The following is a 20979-nucleotide window of genomic DNA, read 5'->3' as shown; positions in this document are numbered from 1 at the left end:
TATGGAAACACCTGCAGAATATGACGATATTCGCTGCTATGAAGCGAAAGATTTGAAAGCTACGTTCGATGCGCTGCTCGCTGACGAACAGTTCTGCGGCATCCTGCAGCAACTCTTTCCCGAAATGGCATTTGAACAGCTCAAAGCTGGGATCTATTCGTGTAAAGAAGTGATCGATTTTCAAGAGAAATTTATCTATACGTACATAGATAAGTTGATGAGCAAAGTAAGTTTGGGCTACGACCTCAACTGTGAGAAAATAGAGAATAAGCGCAAAGCTTACACGTTCATTTCTAACCATCGAGATATTGTTTTAGACCCTGCGCTTTTGGCTATGTTGCTTATAAAGAATGGTTTCTCTACAACGCAAGAAATAGCGATTGGTGATAATCTCCTTATTTACCCTTGGATTAAGCATTTTGTACGTCTTAACAAAGCGTTTATCGTTCAGCGGAGTCTCGGTCTTCGTGAAATGCTTGCAGCAAGTAAGAAAATGAGTAGCTATATGCACTTCGTCATTCGCGAGAAGCAGAACCCTATTTGGATTGCACAACGCGAAGGGCGCGCGAAGGATAGTAACGATAAAACAGCTGAAGCCGTCTTAAAAATGGTAGCCATGGGTGGAACAGGAACTCCGTTGGGTAATCTGAAAGAAATGAATATTGTGCCAATGAGTCTTTCTTACGAATATGACCCTTGCGACTATCTCAAAGCACAGGAATTCCAACTGAAACGAGACAACGCAGATTTCAAAAAGAGTAAGCAGGATGATTTGCTAAATATGCAAACAGGAATCTTTGGCTTTAAGGGACACGTACATTTTGCTATGGGTACGCCTATCAATGATTGGTTAGACGAACTGGAAGATGCTCCTAAGGGAGAATTCTTTGGAGAAATAGCTCAGCGTATGGACCGAGAAATCTATCGCAACTATCGTTTATTCCCTGGTAATTATGTTGCTGCCGATCTGCTTCATGGAAATGCTGATCATGCCAGTCATTACTCAGCAGACGAAAAAAATCATTTTGAGAAATATTTGTCAGGCCAGTTGGCCAAGATAATTATCCCGAACAAGGATGAAGCTTTTCTGCGTGAACGCATACTGGAAATGTATGCCAATCCTGTTTTCAATCATGAAAGCGTGCTTTAGTGCATTTCTACTGCTCTGCACCTTGTTGTCGGCTTGTTCCGACGATGAGGGCAGACCTTTGCAGAATTATGAGCAAGGATTGGTTGAAGCAATGTCGCGAGGGGATAAAACAGTGTCTCAAATAGTCTTAGATAATGGCGATACCCTTTCAGTGACCAATCGGATTATGGCGGCGCAACCAGACTCAGCTTTTCGAGCCTATGCGCTTTATGTACGCACGGATAAGACAGTTGAACTGACGCGCCTTTCGCCTGTATTAACCTGTTCCATTCAGCAAATCCCCGATACTGTTCTCCGAACTGATGCCCTGCTACTGCGGTCGATGTGGCTGGGCGGTCGGTACCTTAATTTCTTTGTAGCGCTGCCCACTGGTCCAGCAAAGCGTAGCCATTATCTGGGTGTTGTTGATAAGGGATTTTCAGAAAACGGAGCGCACACGCAGACGCTGAATTTGCAGCTCTTTCATTTTCAGAATGGAGACGGAAAAGCCTACTATCGTGATACTTATTTTTCTTGCCGCCTTGATTCTCATCTCCCACACCTCTCGAAGGGGGACAGCATCCGCTTGTCCTATGTGGACGAGAAAGGTAGGCGAACCTCAATAACACAAGTTTATTGATTCAATCCTTTAGGCAGTAGCTTCTTTAAGTACTGCCATTTTAAACTAAACTACCAGAACTAAATGGATTTCCATCCTATAGAATTGGCTGATCGAGAACGTATTCAAGAGGTTGTTCGTGAGAGCGAATGCCGAAATTGTGATCTCAACTTCTTGAACTTGATGAGTTGGCGTTTTCTTTATGATACGCAAGTGGCCTATCATGATGATTGGCTGCTTTTCCGCTTTAAAGCCGAAGGACATAACGCCTATTTAGCCCCAGTGGGGCATGGGGATTGGGCCGCTGTTGTTGGCGATTTGCTCGAAGATGCTCGCCAACAGGAAGCCCCTTTCTTGATGTTGGGCTGCCCAGAAGCGCAGTTGGGCTATATTAACGCAGCTATGCCCGACTACTTTTATGCTACGGCTGACCGTAGTTATACCGACTACATTTATTATCGCGAGTCGTTGGCTACGTTGGCCGGAAAAAAACTCCAGCCAAAGCGCAATCATGCCAATAAGTTTGAAAAACTCTATCCCAATTATGAATATCTCCCCCTCACATCTGAGTTCATTCCAGAATGTTTAGAACTTCGCGAACAATGGGAGGAAGAGAAAGATGAGATTCCTTCGGGGCGGCTCTCAGCTAATGCCGAGCGGCGCAGTATTGAGTACGTCTTTTCTCATTGGGAAGAGTTGGGAGCCTTTGGTGGAGTGCTCCGCGTAGAAGGGAAGATCATCGCTTTCACCTATGGTGGGCCAGTCAACTATGACACTTTTGACACCTGTGCAGAGAAAGCCGATTTCAACTTTGAGGGAGCTTTTGCCATGATCAATCGCGAATTTGCGCGTCACCTGCCTGAGCAATACGTCTATATAAATCGAGAAGAAGATTTGGGGCTTCCAGGCTTACGCCGCTCAAAGGAGAGCTATCGTCCTGCCTTTTTGCTCAATAAATTTACCGTTATGGAACGACATCCAATGAAGATGGATTAAATTTGCACACATCTATTCATCGTAAAAATAATTCTTTCGATATGCTTCTTACTCCTGAAGAACTCAAACAACAGACTCGCGAACTTTGGAAAACTTGTTTTCCAACAGATAGCGAAGAGTTTCTAGATATTTATTTTGAGGATAAATATACCGATGCCTCCAACATAACACGCCGCGAGGGGACTCAAGTGGTTGCTGCAGGACAGTTGTTGCCCTATAGTATGAATTTCTACGGCAGTACTGTTCATACAGGTTATTTCAGTGGGGTAGGCACTTTGCCCGAGTATCGTGGGTATGGATTGGCTTCACAGATTATTAGTGAGGGTCATCGTCGACTCTATGAGCAGGGAGGCGTTTTGAGTTATCTCATTCCTGGTAATGAAGAACTACGCCATTTCTACGAACGGCCGCAGCATGGTGCTTTTTGGACCTCTACTTTCCGTGCAGAAGTGGAGCTTACGCCCACGGGCGAAGAAGATGCTCACATCGTGATTGAGGAGCCCGAAGAATGGGGAGAAAATCTTTATGTCTATTACCAACAACGCTGTCGTACTTATCCTTTTATTTTCAAATCATCTCTGAACGATTTTTTTGCAGCCTTAGAGACCTGCGATTTAGAAGGAGGATTTGTTCTTGTGGCTCGTAATAAGTCGCGGATTGTTGGTTTGTGCTGGGGTGTACAAGAGTCCGACGGTCGCGTGATGCTGCGCGACATTGTGGTGAGTGACTATCGGGTTCAGAACCTCTTTGTGACGTACCTCTGTCGTAAGTATGCAGTGGAGCACATCTACGATCGTGGTGCTTGCGCGGGAGCCATAAAGGGAGCACAACCTTATGCTATGGCTCGTGTTGTTAATGTTGTTAAATTCTTCAAGACCATTTTGCTCCAGCATCCTGGTTTTGAGCTGAGCATTGGTATTGATGGCGATCTAGATGTGCCTGAAAACAACGGATATTATATGCTGCGTGGCGGAGAAGTCTTTATTGTGGAGGATCGTCCCAGTCAGATTATTACCCCTGGTGGACTTGCTGCGATGTTCCTCGGCTCTCAGCCCGTGATAGTCAGAAATATGCTCGATGAGTAAGTAGGCAATATTTGAGGACATTATAGCGTTAGACAATATTATGCGACTCACAATATTTTTTTCAGCATTCTTTTTGACCGCGCTAGCAGTTATGGCGCAACCTGTGGTCCAACTCAAGCAACAACGCCTTTCAAAGTGGGGAGTGGGTACTGCCAATTTCAGTGGTATTGCTCCGATTCATGGCGATCGTTATGTCATGGTCAGCGACAAAGAACCTGAAGATGGTTTTTTTGAATTTCGCATTGTGCAGAATCCCATCTCAGGGCAAGTGGAGTATGTCGGTCTTTCTGAATTCAAAGGAAATCCCCGTCCACAACTCGACAGTCGCGGATTTACCCTGCGCGATTGTGAGGGAGTGGCCTATAATCCATCACTCAATACAGTTTTCATTAGCGGAGAAGGCGATCAGCAGATTCTGGAATATGGATTGAATGGTGTGCCAACAGGGCGCGGCTTGAATATCCCTGATGAGTTTGGCGTTCCTAATATTCGCCACAACTACGGCTTTGAGTCGCTCAGCTATGATGCAACAACTGGTCGTTTCTGGACTACCACCGAAAGCACATTGAAATCTGACGGCGACTATGTCCATTCTAGGAACATGACGGCCACAAACCTACTGCGCTTGCAGAGTTTTGGTAATGATCTTCAGCCTGTGGGACAATATGCTTACCGGATGGATGCACCTGGTTTGCAAGCAACAGGGAGATACTATTGTTTTGGGGTGAGTGATCTCTGTGCCTTGCCTGATGGTAGACTCATTGTAATGGAACGAGAACTCAATGTTCCTAACGATTATATAGGAGCAAAGAGTGTGAGCCGTCTTTATATTGTTAATCCGTCGCGCGAACATAAGATAGATTCATCCACACCTCTCTCGAAACTATCAGCGGACAAATTCGTGAATAAAGAGTTTTTGTGTAGTGTTGAGACGGAGATAACGCCACTTTCTTTTTCTTATGCCAACTATGAGGGTATGTGTCTTGGTCGCCGTCTCGATGATGGCCGACAGACTCTCCTGCTTGTCAATGACAGTCAAGCATCTGTTGGCAAAGGCATCTTTCATTTGAAAGATTACATCAAAGTTATTGTTTTACCATAGCCACAAATCCTGCATTTTCAATACTTTAATAACGAAAAGAGTAAGATCTTTTACGCTTAGAAATATAAAAGGCGCACATTTGTGCGCCTTTTGTTTTAGAAACATCTTCCTTTCCAGCACCGATAAAAGCTGCAGAAAGGGATATATTTATATATTAAAGTGCTGTGAAAGCTGCGGCAAAACCAAAGATAATACCTGGGGCATTGGCAATGGCTACTGGCCAATCGCGCTTTTCTTTGAAGAGCCCGTATGATACCCAAAGCACACAGTTGACACCTGCCATAAATGGTTGAATGAAGGTTCCTTTATGACCTGCTAAATTGTTCTCAATTTGCGGGAAATAGAATACATACATTAATACTGCTGTTACTGTACCAATCCATCCCATCATTTCAAAAAACTTTTCTTTCTTCATTAGTTCTTGCTTTGTTTTAAGAGTAAATAAAACTTAAGTTCTGGCAGTCCTAAAAACTTCATATTTTAAGCATTGTTATCCCGAACTACCGCAGCAAAGGTAGAAAAAGGATTTTGGAACGAAGAAAAAGAAGTGCCTAAAAAGCGTGTGCAAAGTAAAAAAAACATTGAAATCTTTTTGAAAAAAAACGGCGTTATAGAGCTATGCCTTTACCCAATAAGCAGTCTCAAAAATACAATAAGGATATCGGCTGACACAATAAGGAAGCCAGCTGACACAATAAGGCTGTCAGCTGACAGGCTTATTGTATTTTGCTCTGTACTGAAAAAGGTTGACAGTTCTGTTTGTTAAAATATATTTTGGTTGACAGCTCCTGAAATTAAGTTTATAGGAGGTTGTCATTGTTGTTTCCTAAATCTGTTTTAGGTTGACACTTGCCTTATGGTGGCAAAGATAAGGATTTTTAATTTATTTGGCTTTCTAGGTTATTTGCGGTGGCTGCTTGAGGAATGAAAAACACCGAGGGAGTGCTGTGCCCTTGCAGTCTCGCCTTTATGATGATGAGAAATATGTGGATAAGATTGTTGACTCCTTTACGGAACTTGCCAATATGTATAACACCGTTACAGCTAACTGCAATAAAAATGCAGAGACTCTTAATCGTAATATCCAACTGACGGAAAAGCGATATACTGCAATGATGAAGCTTATGCAAGCGAAGAAATCCAAGGTTATAGAGCCACCATCTATGCCAAAGACATTGAATGACTTACCACGCTTCATATTCATGACATATCCCTGGTATTGGATAAAAAGAATGTATCGAAGTAAGCACTTTTGTCAGTTCCTGATTATCTGCATGGCTTGTGCCCTTGCCGTTTCTGTGTTCTTGACGATATTCTTGGCGTATGATAATGCGCAGTTGAGGAAAGAAATAGATAGAAAAGATTATACTTCAACACAATAATACGAATATAGAGTTCGTTATATCTATGTATCTTTTGTACCATTAAAATGGAGAAGTAATGCCAGCTAATAAAAATGCGATGACTCGATATAAGATACTTGACGATCTGCTTAGTTGTCGGTATCATAACTATTCGCTTGATGATTTAACAGAAGAAGTCAACAAGCGTCTTGCCGAATTGTATCCTGATACAAATGGCGTTGGACGTCGTACTATCGAGAAGGATCTTTTCTATTTAGAATATGAGGGACCTTTCTTGGTAGAAATTGAACGTTATAGTACTCCTGGTTATAATAGCGAGAAGCAGAAGTCATACAACAAACGCTGTCTCAGATATACAAGCCCCTCATTCTCTATTTTCAAGAAAGATTTGAGTGATGATGAGGAGTATCTGCTGAAAGAAGCACTTTCATTGCTTGGACAGTTCGAAGGACTTCCCAATTTGGATGCTTTGGAAGGGTTAAGACTCGGATTAGGTGTAAGAAGAAATGAAAGAAAGATAATATCTTTAACAAAGAATCCTTTGGAAAATTCCAATTTGCTTGGTGAACTTTTTACCACTATTTCACATCGACAGGTTGTGGAATTGCATTATCATAAGTTTTCTTCACCGCACACAGGGTTAACAGTCAATATACATCCGTATCTTTTGAAAGAATATAATCGACGTTGGTTTCTGTTTGCAGCAGCTGAATCAGATAGGAAACTACTTTGTTTCAGTCTTGATAGAATCGACAATGTGGTTCCGTTACCTTCGCATAAATTTATAGATTATGATGGTGAAATAAGCGAAATCTTTGACGATACACTAGGTGTAACGATAAACGAGGAAAGTCCTGTGTACAATATAGTTTTCTGGGTTAGTGATATCTCAAAAGATTATGTTGCAACAAAACCTATTCACGATTCTCAAAAAAACATAAGCGGAAGTGAAGAAGAGAAGCTTAGGAAAATATATCCGACACGTTCTAATGGAAGATTCTTCAGCATAGATTGCAAGGAGAATTATGAACTTATTCGTGAACTTACAAGCTTTGGCAAGGAACTTATAGTCCTTACACCAGTCATAATACGGAAGAAGATAGAAAACAGAATAACGGAAATGGTTGATAATTATAAATCTCTGGAGATGCGAACTTAGAATTCGTACTACATATTTAACTTTGCATCACGAAACATAAAATGATATAATATGGAAAAGAAAGAATTGCTGTCAGTTAATCAATATACTAAAGTTTTAGTACCAGCATCTTCATATAATATGCAAGATGATGATAGGCTTCTTATTCCTTTCACAAGTGGTGACAAAATAGGGTTTGTAAATAAAGAAGGATACATCGTAGTAAAGCCGCAATTCAGCATGTACTATGGTGAGTGTTATGAAGAAAACGATAATATAAGGGTTACTGTAGACGACCTCTATGGGTTCCCTCGCAGTGGAGGAAAAGTTTCCACATATAAGCGTCCGATGTATGGACTTATTAATTATAAAGGCGAGACAATCTTTGAACCATCATTTTATCTTTTGCTACCAGCTATTGGAGACAAGAAACTATATACTGTCCAAAATAATCATTTTGAATATGCAGTTTTAAATATAGATGGAACAGAAGTTGTTCCTTTTGGAAAATATAATTGGATTGACGGATTCGACAAGGGTCTTGCAAGGGTAAAAATAGGAAACGTGACAAATGGGCAAAAAGAGAATGGTAACAAGTGGGGATTGATAAATGAAAATGGCAAAGAAGTCCTCTCTTTAGAGTATGATAATATATGGAATTTTTATGACAAGAAACGTGTTACAACCAAGGTCGTAAAAGGTAATGTTGCCCATGATGTCATTCTTTCTGAACTATTGGATATGGATAAAACCCAAGAAAAGGACAATCACTCGGATAACTATGATATCAATGTCGATGATTATGGTACAAACTTTGGTGAATACGCTGGTTCGTATGCCCAAGATGTGGAAGGATATAGTGACGATGTGATAGACGATGCTTTTGATGGCGATCCTGACGCTTATTGGAATATTGATTAGTAATATTGCAATTTACGCATAACAACGAACAAAGAATTCGTGACAATGTAGAAACTTTGCATCAGAAAATAAAAAGAGGTCTTTGACATTCGGGGCGGCAGACATAAATTTGAATTCGTCTTGCGGGTGAAAGCCATGCTTTCTTTTAAGAAGGTATATTCGCATGATGTCTCATTATCTTTCGGGATATAGAGATAACAATGTTATCACGTTAACGTAGACTTGCACATACGTTGTATGTGCTTTCTATTGTGTTATGTTGTTTTTATATTTAATAGTCTTATTTTCTTATATAAAGAAATGAATGTCTGTCGTTTCCGATGTCACCTTCTTAAATATAAACAAGTATGGATAAGAATAGTATATCAAAAGCCACACAACAATTGGAGACAAAAGAGGATCTCCTTCGTCTTCTCAACCAGATAAAGCAGGATGAGATGACTGAATATGGTATGTCTGATAAATTCTATCCATTCACGATGAAACACCTGAATTATTATTGCAACCCCAACAATTCGTTTCATCGATATAAGCAATTCAAGATTAAAAAGAAATCAGGAGGCTTTAGGCTGATAACGGCACCGAGAAATCAAAGTTTTATGTTGCTATTGCGATATGTAAATGAAGTATTCAAGGCTGTATACACCCCTTCTGATTATGCCATGGGATTTACCGAAGGTCGTTCCGTTGTGACTAATGCAAACAAGCATAAAGGACACAACTATGTTTTCAACACCGACCTGAAAGATTTCTTTCCAAGTATCCATCAAGCGAGAGTATGGAAAAGGTTACAATTGAAGCCTTTGCTTTTCAAACAATCGATAGCCAATATCCTTGCAGGTCTGTGCTCTATGAAAGAGAAAACCGAAGATGGCAACATCAAGTTTGTCTTACCTCAAGGCGCACCAACATCACCTATCATAACAAATATGATTTGTGACAATTTGGATCGCAGGCTGGCAGGATTGGCAAAACGCTTTAGCGTTGTGTATTCCAGATATGCTGATGACATCACATTTAGCTCAATGCACAATGTTTATCAAACTTCAGGGGAGTTCAGAAAAGAACTAAAACGAATAATCGAAAGCCAAGGCTTCACAATGAATGAAGCCAAGACAAGGCTACAGAAGTTTGGCTCACGACAGGAAGTTACAGGCATCATCGTTAGTGACAAACTCAATGTGTCCCAAAAATATGTTCGCGACATACGCAACATTCTCTACATATGGCATAAATACGGCTATGACACCGCATTCAATAAATTCTTCCCCAAATACAAAGAAGCCAAAGGACATGTGAAGAAGGGTAATCCTGACATGGTGAACGTGTTGGACGGTAAACTTATGTATCTTAAAATGGTGAAGGGTGAAGACGACAGCGTTTACAAGAGACTGAGAAGCCAATTTGACGCATTGTGCAACTCACTTCATGACGATACAAAGACGACTCTACAAGGAATCACATACGTTGAGACATTGCCAGTATTGGAGTTTGAGAAGAAGAATAACACGACAATCACTATAGTGACAACTAAGCCCAAAGAGTTCTACACCGAACATACGTCCCAAGAGGCAACAGAAGATACACAAAAGAGTATCTCTGAGAATTTCATTCCTCATCGCTATGTATCCTTTAAATTAGGTGGGAGAATGCAAAAGGCATCAGTGAACAAGTCATTGAAAAAAGAAGACGAAGACCGAAAGGAGTTGTTGTCAATATCCAATTGTCGAGATGCAAAAGGAAAACTCTTCTGGCTCGTTCATCGTTCAGACAAGGTAACTGTATCACCAGCTCAACCTGTTGACATAGATGAATTGAATGATGATTTGGACAAACTATTAAATTAGTGCTTATGGACGAGAAACTGAAATCAACAATAGATAAAATAGTACAACTGAGCAAACAAAATCCAGAGTTTGACGCAGAATTGCGGAAGAGGTTAGAAAGAACCTCCTCCGCAAATGTTATTTCATCCCAAATGTCAATTTGCGATGATGTTCATGCTATTCGTGAGACGCTAGAAATAAGAGCCAATAACAGCATTTCGTATGATTTTATATTGGCAAAAGGAAATCAAAGATTAAGAGACCAACTTCTCATTGATAATCTTCGCATGGAAAATGCCGCTTTGAACCTGAAGGAAAAAGAACTAGAACGTTTTTATTCCTTTTGCGCAAATGCGTTCTATCAAATAGAAAATGTCGTAAATTTCTATTTTTATGTAATGTTTCCAGATATTAACAATTTGTTGAGTTTTATAGAGAATGCGACAAATGTTGATGGAATATATTCTTTCAAGTGTAATGCTAACAAAGAATATAAAAGCGTAAGTGATATTGAAATTACTCATAAACTCAATGCGATATGTAACACTCTTTTTCCTGATGACAAAAATATAAAAGCTACATATTCACAATTAAGGCAAGTACGAAACGAAGGAGCTCATCGCTGTATGGTAATCGTGGAAGAACACGATGAAAACAATGCCTTATATAGGTTTTTCAAATACAATACATTTAATAGTATTAGAATTGTTTTAATCAAATTGGTAGGAACGATAAAACAAGAAATAGAAAATGTAGGTAAAATCATAAAAAAACGAGGAGTAATAGTAAATGTTTTGCCCAGTATAGCTTTTATAAAAGTAGAAGGAAAAAGCCTACAGGTTTCACTACAACAACTGAAGAATGTCTGTAACAAAACGGCAAATTCTCAAATAGAAATCATCTATAAGAACTCTTCGATTATAGATATAGTAGATATAAAGTGAGAATAATTCACATAGAAAACATGTATCATCGGTACCTCATGCAAAAACAATAGTACCGATTACATGTTAGTAATAGACATTTTGGGGTTTTTCAAAGAGAGAGAAAAAGGGCTTGTTTCTGTATTCCGTTTGTTCTGGCCAACGAATCGAGAATTATGCGCTGCTAAGAAAGTCTTTGCAGGGAAATGATGAAAGAAAGGTTTTAGGAAATAAACAAAAAGAGTTGGGAAAAATCTGAAGTTCTTATAGGAATCAGTCCTGCCATTCCTCTGTGAGCATTCGTTCAAGCTCTTCAGCATTTAAGCGGAGATGGAAATGGCCATTTTCGGCTATTGAGATGCCGCCCGTTTCTTCTGAAACGCAGATAGCCAGACAATCGCTTTTTTGCGAAATGCCTAAGGCTGAGCGATGCCTCAGGCCGAGGGCCTTAGGGATGTCGGTGTCGTGAGACACGGGGAGGATACAGCCCGCAGCAGTGATGTGGCTATTGCTAATAATCATAGCACCATCATGGAGTGGAGAGTTTTTGAAAAAGATGTTTTCGATGAGTCGTTGGCTGATTTTGCCATTGATGATTTCCCCAGTGTTGATGTATTCTGCAAGGTTGACCCCCCGTTCCACTATGATGAGTGCGCCCACCTTTTGTTTCGACATGCTCAGACAAGCCATAACGATTGGCATAATGTCAGTGCGGTGGGATTTGACCTCTTTATTTAAGTGGAAAATGCGTGCAAGATACTTTGCATTCTTTTGGTTGCCAATGGTAGAAAGGAAATGTCGAATCTCGTCTTGGAAAAGAATGATGACAGCCAGCAAACCGATGTTCATCAAGTTGTCCATGATGCCTCCAATCAGTCGCATCTCAAACACGCGTGACACAAGAATCCATACTACAGTGAAGATGATGACGCCGCTAAAGATGTTGGCAGCGCTGGACTGCTTCATGAGTTTCCAAATGTAGTAGAGCAACAAAGCGACAAGGAAAATGTCGATGATGTCTTTAATTCCGAGTGAGAGCATGAGAACTTACTGAACGGTTTTAGTATATAACTGTACGGCTTCAACAGCTTGCTGAACGTCGTGGACGCGCAAAATATTTGCCCCCTTTAGGAGAGCGATGGTGTGGAGTACACTTGTTCCGTTAAGGGCTTCTTGCGGTGTGGTGTTGAGCAGCTTGTAGATCATGGACTTCCTAGAAACGCCAACGAGCAAGGGTAATTCAAATTCGTGGAAGTCCTGCAAGTGGTTCAACAACTCATAGTTTTCATCGAGCGTCTTACCAAAGCCAAAGCCAGGATCAAGAATAATGTCCTTTACGCCCATATCGCGCAACCTATTGATGCGTTGTGCCATATAGAGAAACACTTCGCGTAAGAAATCTGAATATTGCGGGTTGTCCTGCATTGTTTGGGGGGTTCCTTGCATGTGCATGAGAATGTAAGGAACATTGAGTTGCGCTATGGTACGAAACATTTGCGCATCCATTTCGCCTCCCGAAATATCGTTGATAATATCGGCGCCATATTCCTCTACAGCCATTCGGGCCACATCAGCTCGGAAAGTGTCGACACTAACCGGGAGTTGTGGCGCAAGTTTGTTGACTATTTGCAGACCATGCGAGAGGCGGCGCATTTCTTCCTCTGGGGAAACATCATCAGCCCCAGGGCGCGAACTATATGCTCCAATGTCGATCATTTGTGCGCCTTCGTCCACCATCTGCTGTACACGTCGGTGGATTTCCTCGTCGGATTGTTTTCTGCTCTCTACAAAGAAAGAATCTGGCGTTACATTTAAAATGCCCATCACTTTAGGCTGACTGAAGTCTATAAGCTTTCCGCTGCAATTTATTGTATAGGTCTGCATGATTTCCTTTACTTTATTTACTCGCAAAAGTAGTTAAATTCCGCTGACCATGCTTGTATCTATCTCTTTTTTTACTGCTAAAGCTCCATAAAGGTAAGGTATCTGTCGGAAAAGAAGTAGGCTGCGAAAAAAAACTTGTAACTTCGCACGATATTTAGAATGAAAGAAATGAATACAGCAGACTTGTACAAACTGTTCTGCGAGCATCCTGTCATTACGACGGATACGCGCGAGTGTCCGAAAGGGGCAATCTTCTTTGCGTTGAAAGGAGAAACTTTCGATGGTAATAAATTTGCAACTATGGCCCTCGAAAAAGGCTGCGCCTTTGCTGTGGTTGACGATAAGAAAATGGTGAGCAATGATGACCGCATGATTCTCGTTGACGATGTTTTGACAGCAATGCAGGAACTGGCCTCTTACCACCGCCACCAGTTGGGGACACCAATTTTGGAGGTGACGGGAACAAACGGTAAGACTACTACGAAGGAACTCACCAGTGCTGTCCTTGCTGAGAAATATCGCGTACTCTATACTCTCGGCAATTTGAACAACCACATAGGAGTTCCCAAAACGCTCCTGCGTCTGACAGAAAAGGACGAAATAGCTGTGATTGAAACGGGAGCAAATCATCCTGGAGAAATCAAAGCGCTGGCAAATATCGTAGATCCTGATTGTGGCTTAATAACGAATGTTGGTAAGGCTCACTTAGAAGGCTTTGGAAGTTTCGAGGGCGTTATCCATACGAAGGGAGAGCTTTACGATTATCTCCGCTCGAAAGCAGGTGGCTATATTTTTCTCAATGGTGACAACGAATATTTGCTCAATATAGCAAAAGGTTTGAAAGCATACACTTACGGGCGTCCAGGACAAGGCTATGATGTGGAAGGTGAGGTGCTGAATTGCAACCCCTTCCTGCATTTTCGTTGGCGTGTGAAAGATGGTGTCTGGCAAGAAGTGCAGACGCAGCTCATTGGCGCATATAATATAGACAATGCTTTGGCAGCTGCTGCCGTTGGCGTTCATTTTGGCGTGACGCCAGAACAAGTGACACATGCTATTGCAGCTTATGAACCGACAAATAACCGAAGCGAGTTGAAGCGCACAGCTAAGAATACGCTTGTGGTTGATGCTTATAATGCCAACCCCACCAGTATGAAGGCAGCTTTGGAAAACTTCCGCCTAATAGAGTCTCCACACAAAATGGCCATCTTGGGCGGTATGCGCGAGTTGGGAGCAGCAAGTGTTGAAGAACACCAAAAGATTATTGATTTGCTCAATCAGCTGAATCTCGAATCTGTTTGGCTTGTTGGCGAAGAGTTTAAACCCTTTGCCCATCAATATCGCTATTTTGAAAATGTGGAAGCTGTAAAAGAAGCACTGGCAGCAGCCCCCGTAGAAAATCACATGATACTCATTAAAGGCAGCAATTCTCAGAAATTGTTCCAATTGCCAGATGTGCTATAATTGCTCAATGAAAATGATAAGAATAAAAACGCTCTTTGCTGCTATAGCTTGCGTAGCCGCCACTGCAACAGCACAGAGTATAGATCCAATAGTTTCGCATATCAACACATCTGTTCGCCCACAAGACGATTTCTTTGAATATGCCAACGGCGCATGGTTTCGTGAGAATCCTATCCCTGCAACAGAAAAGGACAACGGAATTTTTACGGTGATACAGGATACCATTGATGATCAAATTCGTCGTATCTGTCAAGACGCCAGTGTTCGCAAGCAATTGAGAGGCTCCGCTCGCCAAAAGATAGGCGATTTCTATGCTTCTTATATGGATAGCATAGGGCGCAATAAGCGTGGTATTTCAGAACTGCAAGGTGACATTCGACGGATTCGTTCGGTGAAGGATGTTAATGCGCTGATTCGTATGTTAGCTTATGTTACGCGTGTAAGTAGTAGTGCGCTGTTTTCTTTTGGCGTTTGGCAGGATCAGCAGCAAAGTGATAAGTATGCTTTCTATTTGAATCAGGGTGGCTTGTCGCTACCCGATCGTAGATATTACGTGGAGAACGATGAGGCTACACGGCGCATTCGTCAGCGTTTTGTGGAATACGCAACGATAGTTTTCAAGCGTGCAGGTTTTGTTGAAGAGGAAGCGCGAAAAGCAGCAGAGACGTTGCTTAGCATAGAAACTGAATTGGCGCAGCACAGTCGCAAGCGAGAAGATACGCGCGATCCTCTGACCAACTTCAATAAGATGAGTGCGACGGCCTTTGAGAAACTGGCTCCTCATCTTGCTCTGTCCCTCTTGACAAAGACTTTAGGGCTGAAAGATGTTGATACGGTTGTTGTGGGACAACCAGAATTCTTCACGCATCTTGACGGAATGCTTCTTCGCATCTCGATGACTAATTGGAATAATTATCTTTTGTTCCATTATGTCAATGGGCTTGCAGCTTCTTTGGATGATGCTCTTTTCCAAGCTCAGTTTGACTTTTATTCAAAGACATTGCGTGGTATCGAACAACCTCGTTCTCGTTGGCGGCGAGCCGTTACGAGCACGGATCATGCCTTGGGCGATCTCGTGGGACAAGTTTACGTGCAAGATTTCTTACCAAAGGGAACGAAAGAAAAGTTCTTAGAAATTGGTAATGCTGTCAAATCGGAGCTTGCTACCCGCATCCGCAATCTTAGCTGGATGAGCGAAGAAACAAAATTAAAGGCACTTGACAAACTCAATGCAGTGGTGATGAAACTGGGCTATCCAGACAAGTGGAAGGATATGAGCCAGTTGGAGATCTCCCGTAAGTCCTATGTTCGTAATGTGATGAACGTAAACATTTGGGAGATGCAGCGACACTTGTCCCATTATGGCAAGAAAGTAGATCGTACTGAATGGGACATGGAACCGCAAACGTATAATGCTTATTACAATCCATCGAACAACGAGATAGTGATACCTGGTTGCAATATTTTTGTACCAGGTTTTACGGGAATGCCAGACGATGCTATCCTCTATGCCATCGTTGGTGGAACATTTGGACATGAAGTTACGCATGGTTTCGACGATCAAGGATGTCTGTATGATAAAGATGGTAACCTTCATAACTGGTGGGCCGAAGCTGATAAGAAACAGTTTGATGCTCGCACCGCACAAATTGTTAAACAGTTCAACGAATATGAAGTGGCTCCAGGCTTGCATATAAATGGTAGTTTGACGCAAGGTGAGAATATCGCCGATCTCGGTGGTGTTATTGTTGCCTTAGAAGCATTTAAGAAGACACCACAATATCAAGCTGGAGAGCAGATTGGCGGTTTCACTCCGTTGCAACGCTTCTTCCTTGGTTATGCTCAAGCTTGGATGCTACAGATGCGCCCCGAGGCTTTGGCAACACAGGTGAAAAGCAACGAACATGCACCCGCAAAATGGCGAGTATTAGGTCCGTTGTCCAATATCCAAGAATTCTATGACGCTTTTCATGTAAAGCCAGACGATAAAATGTATCGTGCTGACAAAGTGCAGATATGGTAGCCGTTGCTAACTGCTATATTACAATCGCGCAGAGCTAAAAAAGGCAGAATTCCGTTGCTTGTTAGTTAAGTAATTAGTATTTTTGCAGCCGCTTATACGAATATAAGAATAAAACAATACATATCAGATGATTAAATCACAAGAGATTAAGAAAGGTACTTGCATCCGTTTGGATGGTAAACTGTATTTCTGCATCGACTTCCTTCATGTGAAGCCAGGTAAGGGTAACACAATTATGCGTACGACTTTGAAGGATGTTGTTTCTGGCCACGTGTTGGAAAAGCGCTTCAATATCGGTGAAGCTCTCGAGGATGTACGCGTAGAGCGTCGCCCCTTCCAATACACCTACGCTGATGGTGATGATTTCCACTTCATGAATCAGGAAACATTCGATGATGTTATGATTGAGAAAGAGCTTATCACAGGTGTGGAGTTTATGAAAGAAGGTGATATTCTCGACGTCGTTAGTGATGCTTCTACAGAGACCATTCTGTATGCTGAAATGCCGGTCAAAACACAACTTAAGATTGTCTACACAGAACCTGGTTTGAAGGGTGATACCGCTACAAACGCAACAAAACCAGCCAAGCTTGAAACCGGAGTTGAAGTTCGCGTACCTCTCTTTATCAATGAAGGCGAAGTTATCGAGGTAGATACTCGCGATGGTTCTTATCTCAACCGCGTGAAGTAAGCTACTTTTGAGCAGATAATCCACTCCGAAATAAGTTTTTATACTAAATGTGCTAATGTACCTATGTGTGCATTAGCACATTTTTTTATACCTTTGCATCATACATAAATTTTTTTTAATAAATAATGGATATCTTAGAAAATCTTATTGTCCGCGCTAAGGCCAATAAGCAGCGTATCGTTCTTCCAGAAGCTGAGGAGGAACGCACTATTAAGGCTGCTGACCGCGCTCTTGCCGACGCTCTCGCCGACATTATTCTTATTGGAAATCCTGCTAAAATTCAGCAACAAGTTGAAACTTTCAACTTGACGAATATCAGCAAAGCTACTATTATCGCCCCAGAGAACAATCCAAAATCTGAGGAATATGCACAACTGCTCGCAGAACTTCGTAAGAAGAAGGGTATGACAATTGAGCAGGCTCGTGAATTGGTGAAGAATCCTCTCTATTTGGGCTGTCTTATTATTAAGAATGGAGACGCCGATGGCCAAATCTCTGGTGCACTCAGTACTACGGGCGATACGCTCCGTCCCGCTCTTCAAATTATCAAGTGTGCTCCTGGTATCACTTGTGTGAGTGGTGCTATGTTGCTCATTACTCAGCAGCATCAATACGGTGAAGATGGCGTTGTTGTGATGAGTGATGTCGCTGTCACTCCAGTTCCTACAGCTGAACAGTTGGCTCAGTTTGCTTACTGCACTGCAGAGACTGCAAAGTCTGTAGCCGGTATTACCGATCCTCGCGTAGCTATGTTGAGTTTCTCTACTAAAGGCAGTGCTTCTCATGAAGTAGTTGATAAGGTGGTTGAGGCTACTCGCTTGGCCCATGAACATTATCCTGAATTGAAAGTAGATGGCGAACTCCAAGCAGATGCAGCTCTTGTTCCCTCCGTGGCAGAGAAGAAAGCCAAAGGCAGTGAGATCGCTGGTAGAGCTAACGTGCTGATTGTTCCTAACCTTGAGGTGGGTAATATAGGCTATAAGCTTGCTCAGCGTTTGGGCAATGCTATTGCAGTAGGTCCAATCCTCCAGGGTATAGCTCGGCCAGTCAATGACTTGAGCCGCGGTTGCTCTATCGATGACATTTATTATATGGTAGCCATCACAGCTTGTCAAGCACAGGCGGCTAAACAGTAAAATTCCTCTATTTATGAAAATCCTTGTTATCAACTGCGGTAGTTCCAGCATCAAGTACAAGCTGTACGACATGACCGACAAGTCCGTCCTCGCAGCAGGCGGCATTGAAAAAGTAGGTTTAGCCGGCTCTTTCAATAAAGTAGCTCTTCCCAATGGGGAAAAGAAAATTATCAGCCACGAGTGTCCCACTCATACGGAAGGTATTAAATTGATGTTCGACACTCTTCTCGATCCTGAGATTGGTGCAATTAAGAGCCTTGATGAGATTGATGCAGCGGGCCATCGTATAGTGGCTGGTGGTACTTACACTAAGAGCCAGATTGTGACAGACGAAATGCTTGAAGGATGGAAACCTTTTATGGAATTAGCTCCCCTTCATAGCCCCGCCCATCTGAAAGGCTATCTTGCAGTGCGTGCACAGTTACCCAATCTTCCGCAGGTGTTCGTTTTCGATACAGCTTTCCATCAGACAATGCCGCCTAAGGCTTTCATGTATGGTCTGCCTTATAATTATTATACAGATTATAACTTCCGCCGCTACGGAGCTCATGGCACGAGCCATCGCTATGTGACTGCACGAGCAGGTGAGGTGCTCGGTTTCGATCCGAAAGACGTACGTATGATTACGTGCCATATCGGAAATGGTGCAAGTATCTCTGCTGTTGATCATGGCAAATGCGTTGATACCTCTATGGGACTTACCCCTTTGGAAGGTGTAATGATGGGTACGCGCACGGGTGACATCGACTCCAGTGCCATTCTCTATATTATGGAGAAAGAGCACCAAACTCCGGAAGAAGCCATCGACCTGCTCAACAAGAAGAGCGGTCTGCTCGGCATCAGTGGTGTGAGCAGTGATATGCGCGAAGTGGAAGATGCAGCCGAAAAGGGCAACGAGCGCGCTCAACTGGCTCTTGATATGTATTCCTATCGCATTAAGAAGTACATAGGTGCTTATACGGCCGTTATGGGAGGTGTTGATGTCATTGTCTTCACTGCTGGCGTAGGCGAGCATCAGTGGGATGTGCGTAAGGCTACAATGGAAGGAATGGAATACTTAGGTATACAGCTTGATCAAGAAAAGAACGAGCGCAATAATGGTGAAGAAGAACTTATTTCTCTGCCTGAAAGTAAAGTAAAGGTAGCTGTTATCCCGACGGATGAAGAATTGATGATTGCTACTGATACGATGCAGCTTGTTGCTAAGCAGTAGATTCATTTCTTTAATAGTTGGAGGAGAAACTTACCTACTACTTATAATTTCAACTGCCACTTATCTTTTTTCAGATAAGTGGCAGTTTTGTTTTATCCCTCGGATAGCTATATAAGAGCAATAAAAGAGTTTGCATTTATATTAACGTGAGTTCGACGAATTCACGTTAATATAGCGTATATCTAAAAAAACTCCCAATACAATGTTGGAATCACAAAAGATGCTTGTTATTAGGCATTGGCATAATCTGTGTGATAATACCATACTCTTCAACATCTTTATTGTCATTTATATTATACATATCTATAACCGTATCACCATATTTTATCCATTCCTCTTCTGAGATATTGAAATAGCCTAATGCTTTTCGAAGTGTATCTGGATAAACCTTCATATGAGGGTCTTTACCCCACTCATTTAAGATTCTTTTACGAATGAAATCTTGATTTTTCTTAATGTAATCAGAATGTTCACGTGACAAGTATTTAATAACACCTACATAGAAAATGTGCTTACCAATCTTCTTCCAGCGTTCTGCTGAAAGTCCAAGTAAATTCAATGATTTTTCAAAAGATTCGTCCACATCAAGCAGTTCTTTAATACGCTCTTTTTCTGAATAATATTCAAATCTATACAACTGTCCGTTCCTATATGCAAGTGTCTCTCTGGCTAGACGAATTTCCTTTTTGCTTGCAGGCTCTGCAATATCATGTGCTATACCTGCAATTGTGCTTGCGGCAGAATGAGCAACTTGTCCTATAGCTTCGCCATATTTTTCTCTTGTTGTTTCCTTTTTTGAATCCTGTGCAAAAAGATAAATAACAAAGAATACTATAGCTACAATTACAATAACCGTTTCCATAATCTACTTGAATAAATCTTCCGTTCTTTTCTTTTGTATACTCTTTGAAATGTATTCTTGATACCCCTATCTATTGCCGATATTAAAAAGGGAATATCTTTTGGTGATAGATACCAGACATTGTAATTAGGCGTGCGATCATAGAAATATTGCCAAATTCTTATTTCGCAACGTGGTACGTAATTTCGTATGACAAAATAAGGCTTTACTATTACCTCTGTTGCATTTCCTGCATAGGCATCGCAATCAAAGGTGGAATAACTAATTTCACAAGGCATTTCTTTTTCCACCTCTTGTACTTTGTTTGATTTAGCTGTAGCTATCCATTGTTCGTATTTTGTTTGCAAGTTCTTTAATTCTGACTTAAAAATTGTCATATTATTTCCCAATGATGAACAATGGATACCACTTTCACCTAACTTTCTGTACCAATCACAAATACTGACAACATTTATCCCATTTTCTGTGTAATAACTAAGTTCGAATCTGTTACCTCCCTCTGTATTTACTACTACATTTTCCATAAGACCATTACTTATGGTCTGGGCATTTAACCATGTACAGATAAATGTCGCCACTAATGTTAATACTATTCTACTCATA

20 protein-coding genes are annotated in these 20979 nt (G+C 41.5%); 15 read left to right on the top strand and 5 right to left on the bottom strand.

The annotated features are described in order from the left end of the window. Nucleotide 1 precedes the first annotated feature (1 nt). The 5 genes from FHS60_RS01885 to FHS60_RS01865 all read left to right on the top strand — a co-directional run bounded on the left by FHS60_RS01885 (nucleotide 2) and on the right by FHS60_RS01865 (nucleotide 4931). Nucleotides 2-1150 carry a 1-acyl-sn-glycerol-3-phosphate acyltransferase gene (locus FHS60_RS01885; protein WP_183694232.1) on the top strand — a complete coding sequence of 383 codons (1149 nt, stop codon included), beginning with the start codon at nucleotides 2-4 and terminating at the stop codon, nucleotides 1148-1150. After that, entirely contained in the window at nucleotides 1113-1769 is a 657-nt protein-coding gene (locus FHS60_RS01880) for a NigD1/NigD2 family lipoprotein (RefSeq protein ID WP_183694229.1), read from the top strand. Before FHS60_RS01885 ends, FHS60_RS01880 begins: the two co-directional genes overlap by 38 nt. 63 nt (nucleotides 1770-1832) lie before the next feature. Beyond that, nucleotides 1833-2744 (top strand): DUF2156 domain-containing protein, encoded by a 912-nt coding sequence (locus tag FHS60_RS01875; RefSeq protein WP_183694226.1) that lies wholly within the window; start codon nucleotides 1833-1835, stop codon nucleotides 2742-2744. 41 nt (nucleotides 2745-2785) lie between these two features. Continuing rightward, nucleotides 2786-3829, top strand: coding sequence for a GNAT family N-acetyltransferase (locus FHS60_RS01870; RefSeq protein ID WP_183694222.1), 1044 nt, complete (start codon nucleotides 2786-2788; stop codon nucleotides 3827-3829). Nucleotides 3830-3920: 91 nt separating this feature from the next. Beyond that, nucleotides 3921-4931, top strand: coding sequence for an esterase-like activity of phytase family protein (locus tag FHS60_RS01865; protein ID WP_244957392.1), 1011 nt, complete (start codon nucleotides 3921-3923; stop codon nucleotides 4929-4931). A gap of 154 nt (nucleotides 4932-5085) precedes the next feature. Here the strand turns inward: FHS60_RS01865 and FHS60_RS01860 are convergent, their stop codons facing one another. Then, nucleotides 5086-5346: a membrane protein gene (locus FHS60_RS01860; protein WP_009347491.1), complete on the bottom strand. Its 261-nt coding sequence runs from the start codon at nucleotides 5344-5346 to the stop codon at nucleotides 5086-5088. 571 nt (nucleotides 5347-5917) lie between these two features. Here FHS60_RS01860 and FHS60_RS01855 point away from each other — a divergent pair. The 5 genes from FHS60_RS01855 to FHS60_RS01835 all read left to right on the top strand — a co-directional run bounded on the left by FHS60_RS01855 (nucleotide 5918) and on the right by FHS60_RS01835 (nucleotide 11124). After that, entirely contained in the window at nucleotides 5918-6313 is a 396-nt protein-coding gene (locus FHS60_RS01855) for a hypothetical protein (protein ID WP_221189617.1), read from the top strand. 58 nt (nucleotides 6314-6371) lie between these two features. Further along, nucleotides 6372-7454 carry a helix-turn-helix transcriptional regulator gene (locus tag FHS60_RS01850; RefSeq protein WP_183694213.1) on the top strand — a complete coding sequence of 361 codons (1083 nt, stop codon included), beginning with the start codon at nucleotides 6372-6374 and terminating at the stop codon, nucleotides 7452-7454. Between the two features lie 51 nt (nucleotides 7455-7505). Continuing rightward, a complete protein-coding gene (locus tag FHS60_RS01845; RefSeq protein ID WP_183694210.1) occupies nucleotides 7506-8354 on the top strand; it encodes a WG repeat-containing protein in 849 nt (282 codons plus the stop codon). 347 nt (nucleotides 8355-8701) lie between these two features. Continuing rightward, nucleotides 8702-10201: a reverse transcriptase domain-containing protein gene (locus tag FHS60_RS01840; protein ID WP_183694207.1), complete on the top strand. Its 1500-nt coding sequence runs from the start codon at nucleotides 8702-8704 to the stop codon at nucleotides 10199-10201. Between the two features lie 5 nt (nucleotides 10202-10206). After that, complete coding sequence (locus tag FHS60_RS01835) at nucleotides 10207-11124, top strand: hypothetical protein (protein ID WP_183694204.1); 918 nt, start codon at nucleotides 10207-10209, stop codon at nucleotides 11122-11124. Between the two features lie 252 nt (nucleotides 11125-11376). On the opposite strand, the gene cdaA is transcribed toward FHS60_RS01835, so the two are convergent. Together cdaA and folP are read right to left on the bottom strand one after the other, a co-directional pair. Continuing rightward, nucleotides 11377-12144, bottom strand: a complete 768-nt coding sequence (cdaA, locus tag FHS60_RS01830) for a diadenylate cyclase CdaA (RefSeq protein WP_183694200.1) — start codon at nucleotides 12142-12144, stop codon at nucleotides 11377-11379. Between the two features lie 6 nt (nucleotides 12145-12150). Continuing rightward, the gene (gene folP / locus FHS60_RS01825) at nucleotides 12151-12987 is read right to left on the bottom strand and encodes a dihydropteroate synthase (RefSeq protein WP_183694197.1); all 837 of its coding nucleotides are present in this window, start codon (nucleotides 12985-12987) and stop codon (nucleotides 12151-12153) included. Between the two features lie 168 nt (nucleotides 12988-13155). Between folP and FHS60_RS01820 the strand changes: the two genes are divergently transcribed. The 5 genes from FHS60_RS01820 to FHS60_RS01800 all read left to right on the top strand — a co-directional run bounded on the left by FHS60_RS01820 (nucleotide 13156) and on the right by FHS60_RS01800 (nucleotide 19514). Beyond that, nucleotides 13156-14451: a UDP-N-acetylmuramoyl-tripeptide--D-alanyl-D-alanine ligase gene (locus FHS60_RS01820; protein WP_183694193.1), complete on the top strand. Its 1296-nt coding sequence runs from the start codon at nucleotides 13156-13158 to the stop codon at nucleotides 14449-14451. Nucleotides 14452-14464: 13 nt separating this feature from the next. Beyond that, nucleotides 14465-16474 carry a M13 family metallopeptidase gene (locus tag FHS60_RS01815; RefSeq protein WP_183694190.1) on the top strand — a complete coding sequence of 670 codons (2010 nt, stop codon included), beginning with the start codon at nucleotides 14465-14467 and terminating at the stop codon, nucleotides 16472-16474. 127 nt (nucleotides 16475-16601) lie between these two features. Next, nucleotides 16602-17165 carry an elongation factor P gene (efp, locus tag FHS60_RS01810; RefSeq protein WP_183694188.1) on the top strand — a complete coding sequence of 188 codons (564 nt, stop codon included), beginning with the start codon at nucleotides 16602-16604 and terminating at the stop codon, nucleotides 17163-17165. 125 nt (nucleotides 17166-17290) lie between these two features. Then, nucleotides 17291-18301, top strand: coding sequence for a phosphate acetyltransferase (gene pta, locus FHS60_RS01805; RefSeq protein ID WP_183694185.1), 1011 nt, complete (start codon nucleotides 17291-17293; stop codon nucleotides 18299-18301). A gap of 13 nt (nucleotides 18302-18314) precedes the next feature. Then, complete coding sequence (locus FHS60_RS01800) at nucleotides 18315-19514, top strand: acetate/propionate family kinase (RefSeq protein WP_183694182.1); 1200 nt, start codon at nucleotides 18315-18317, stop codon at nucleotides 19512-19514. Nucleotides 19515-19725: 211 nt separating this feature from the next. On the opposite strand, the gene FHS60_RS01795 is transcribed toward FHS60_RS01800, so the two are convergent. Next, the gene (locus tag FHS60_RS01795) at nucleotides 19726-20376 is read right to left on the bottom strand and encodes a hypothetical protein (protein WP_183694179.1); all 651 of its coding nucleotides are present in this window, start codon (nucleotides 20374-20376) and stop codon (nucleotides 19726-19728) included. Beyond that, on the bottom strand, nucleotides 20358-20978 hold the full coding sequence (locus FHS60_RS01790) for a hypothetical protein (RefSeq protein WP_183694176.1): 621 nt from the start codon (nucleotides 20976-20978) through the stop codon (nucleotides 20358-20360). Before FHS60_RS01790 ends, FHS60_RS01795 begins: the two co-directional genes overlap by 19 nt. Nucleotide 20979: the final 1 nt, after the last annotated feature.

Source organism: Alloprevotella rava (assembly GCF_014195585.1).
Lineage (GTDB): Bacteria > Bacteroidota > Bacteroidia > Bacteroidales > Bacteroidaceae > Alloprevotella > Alloprevotella rava.
This window is presented reverse-complemented; position numbering and strand designations above follow the sequence as displayed.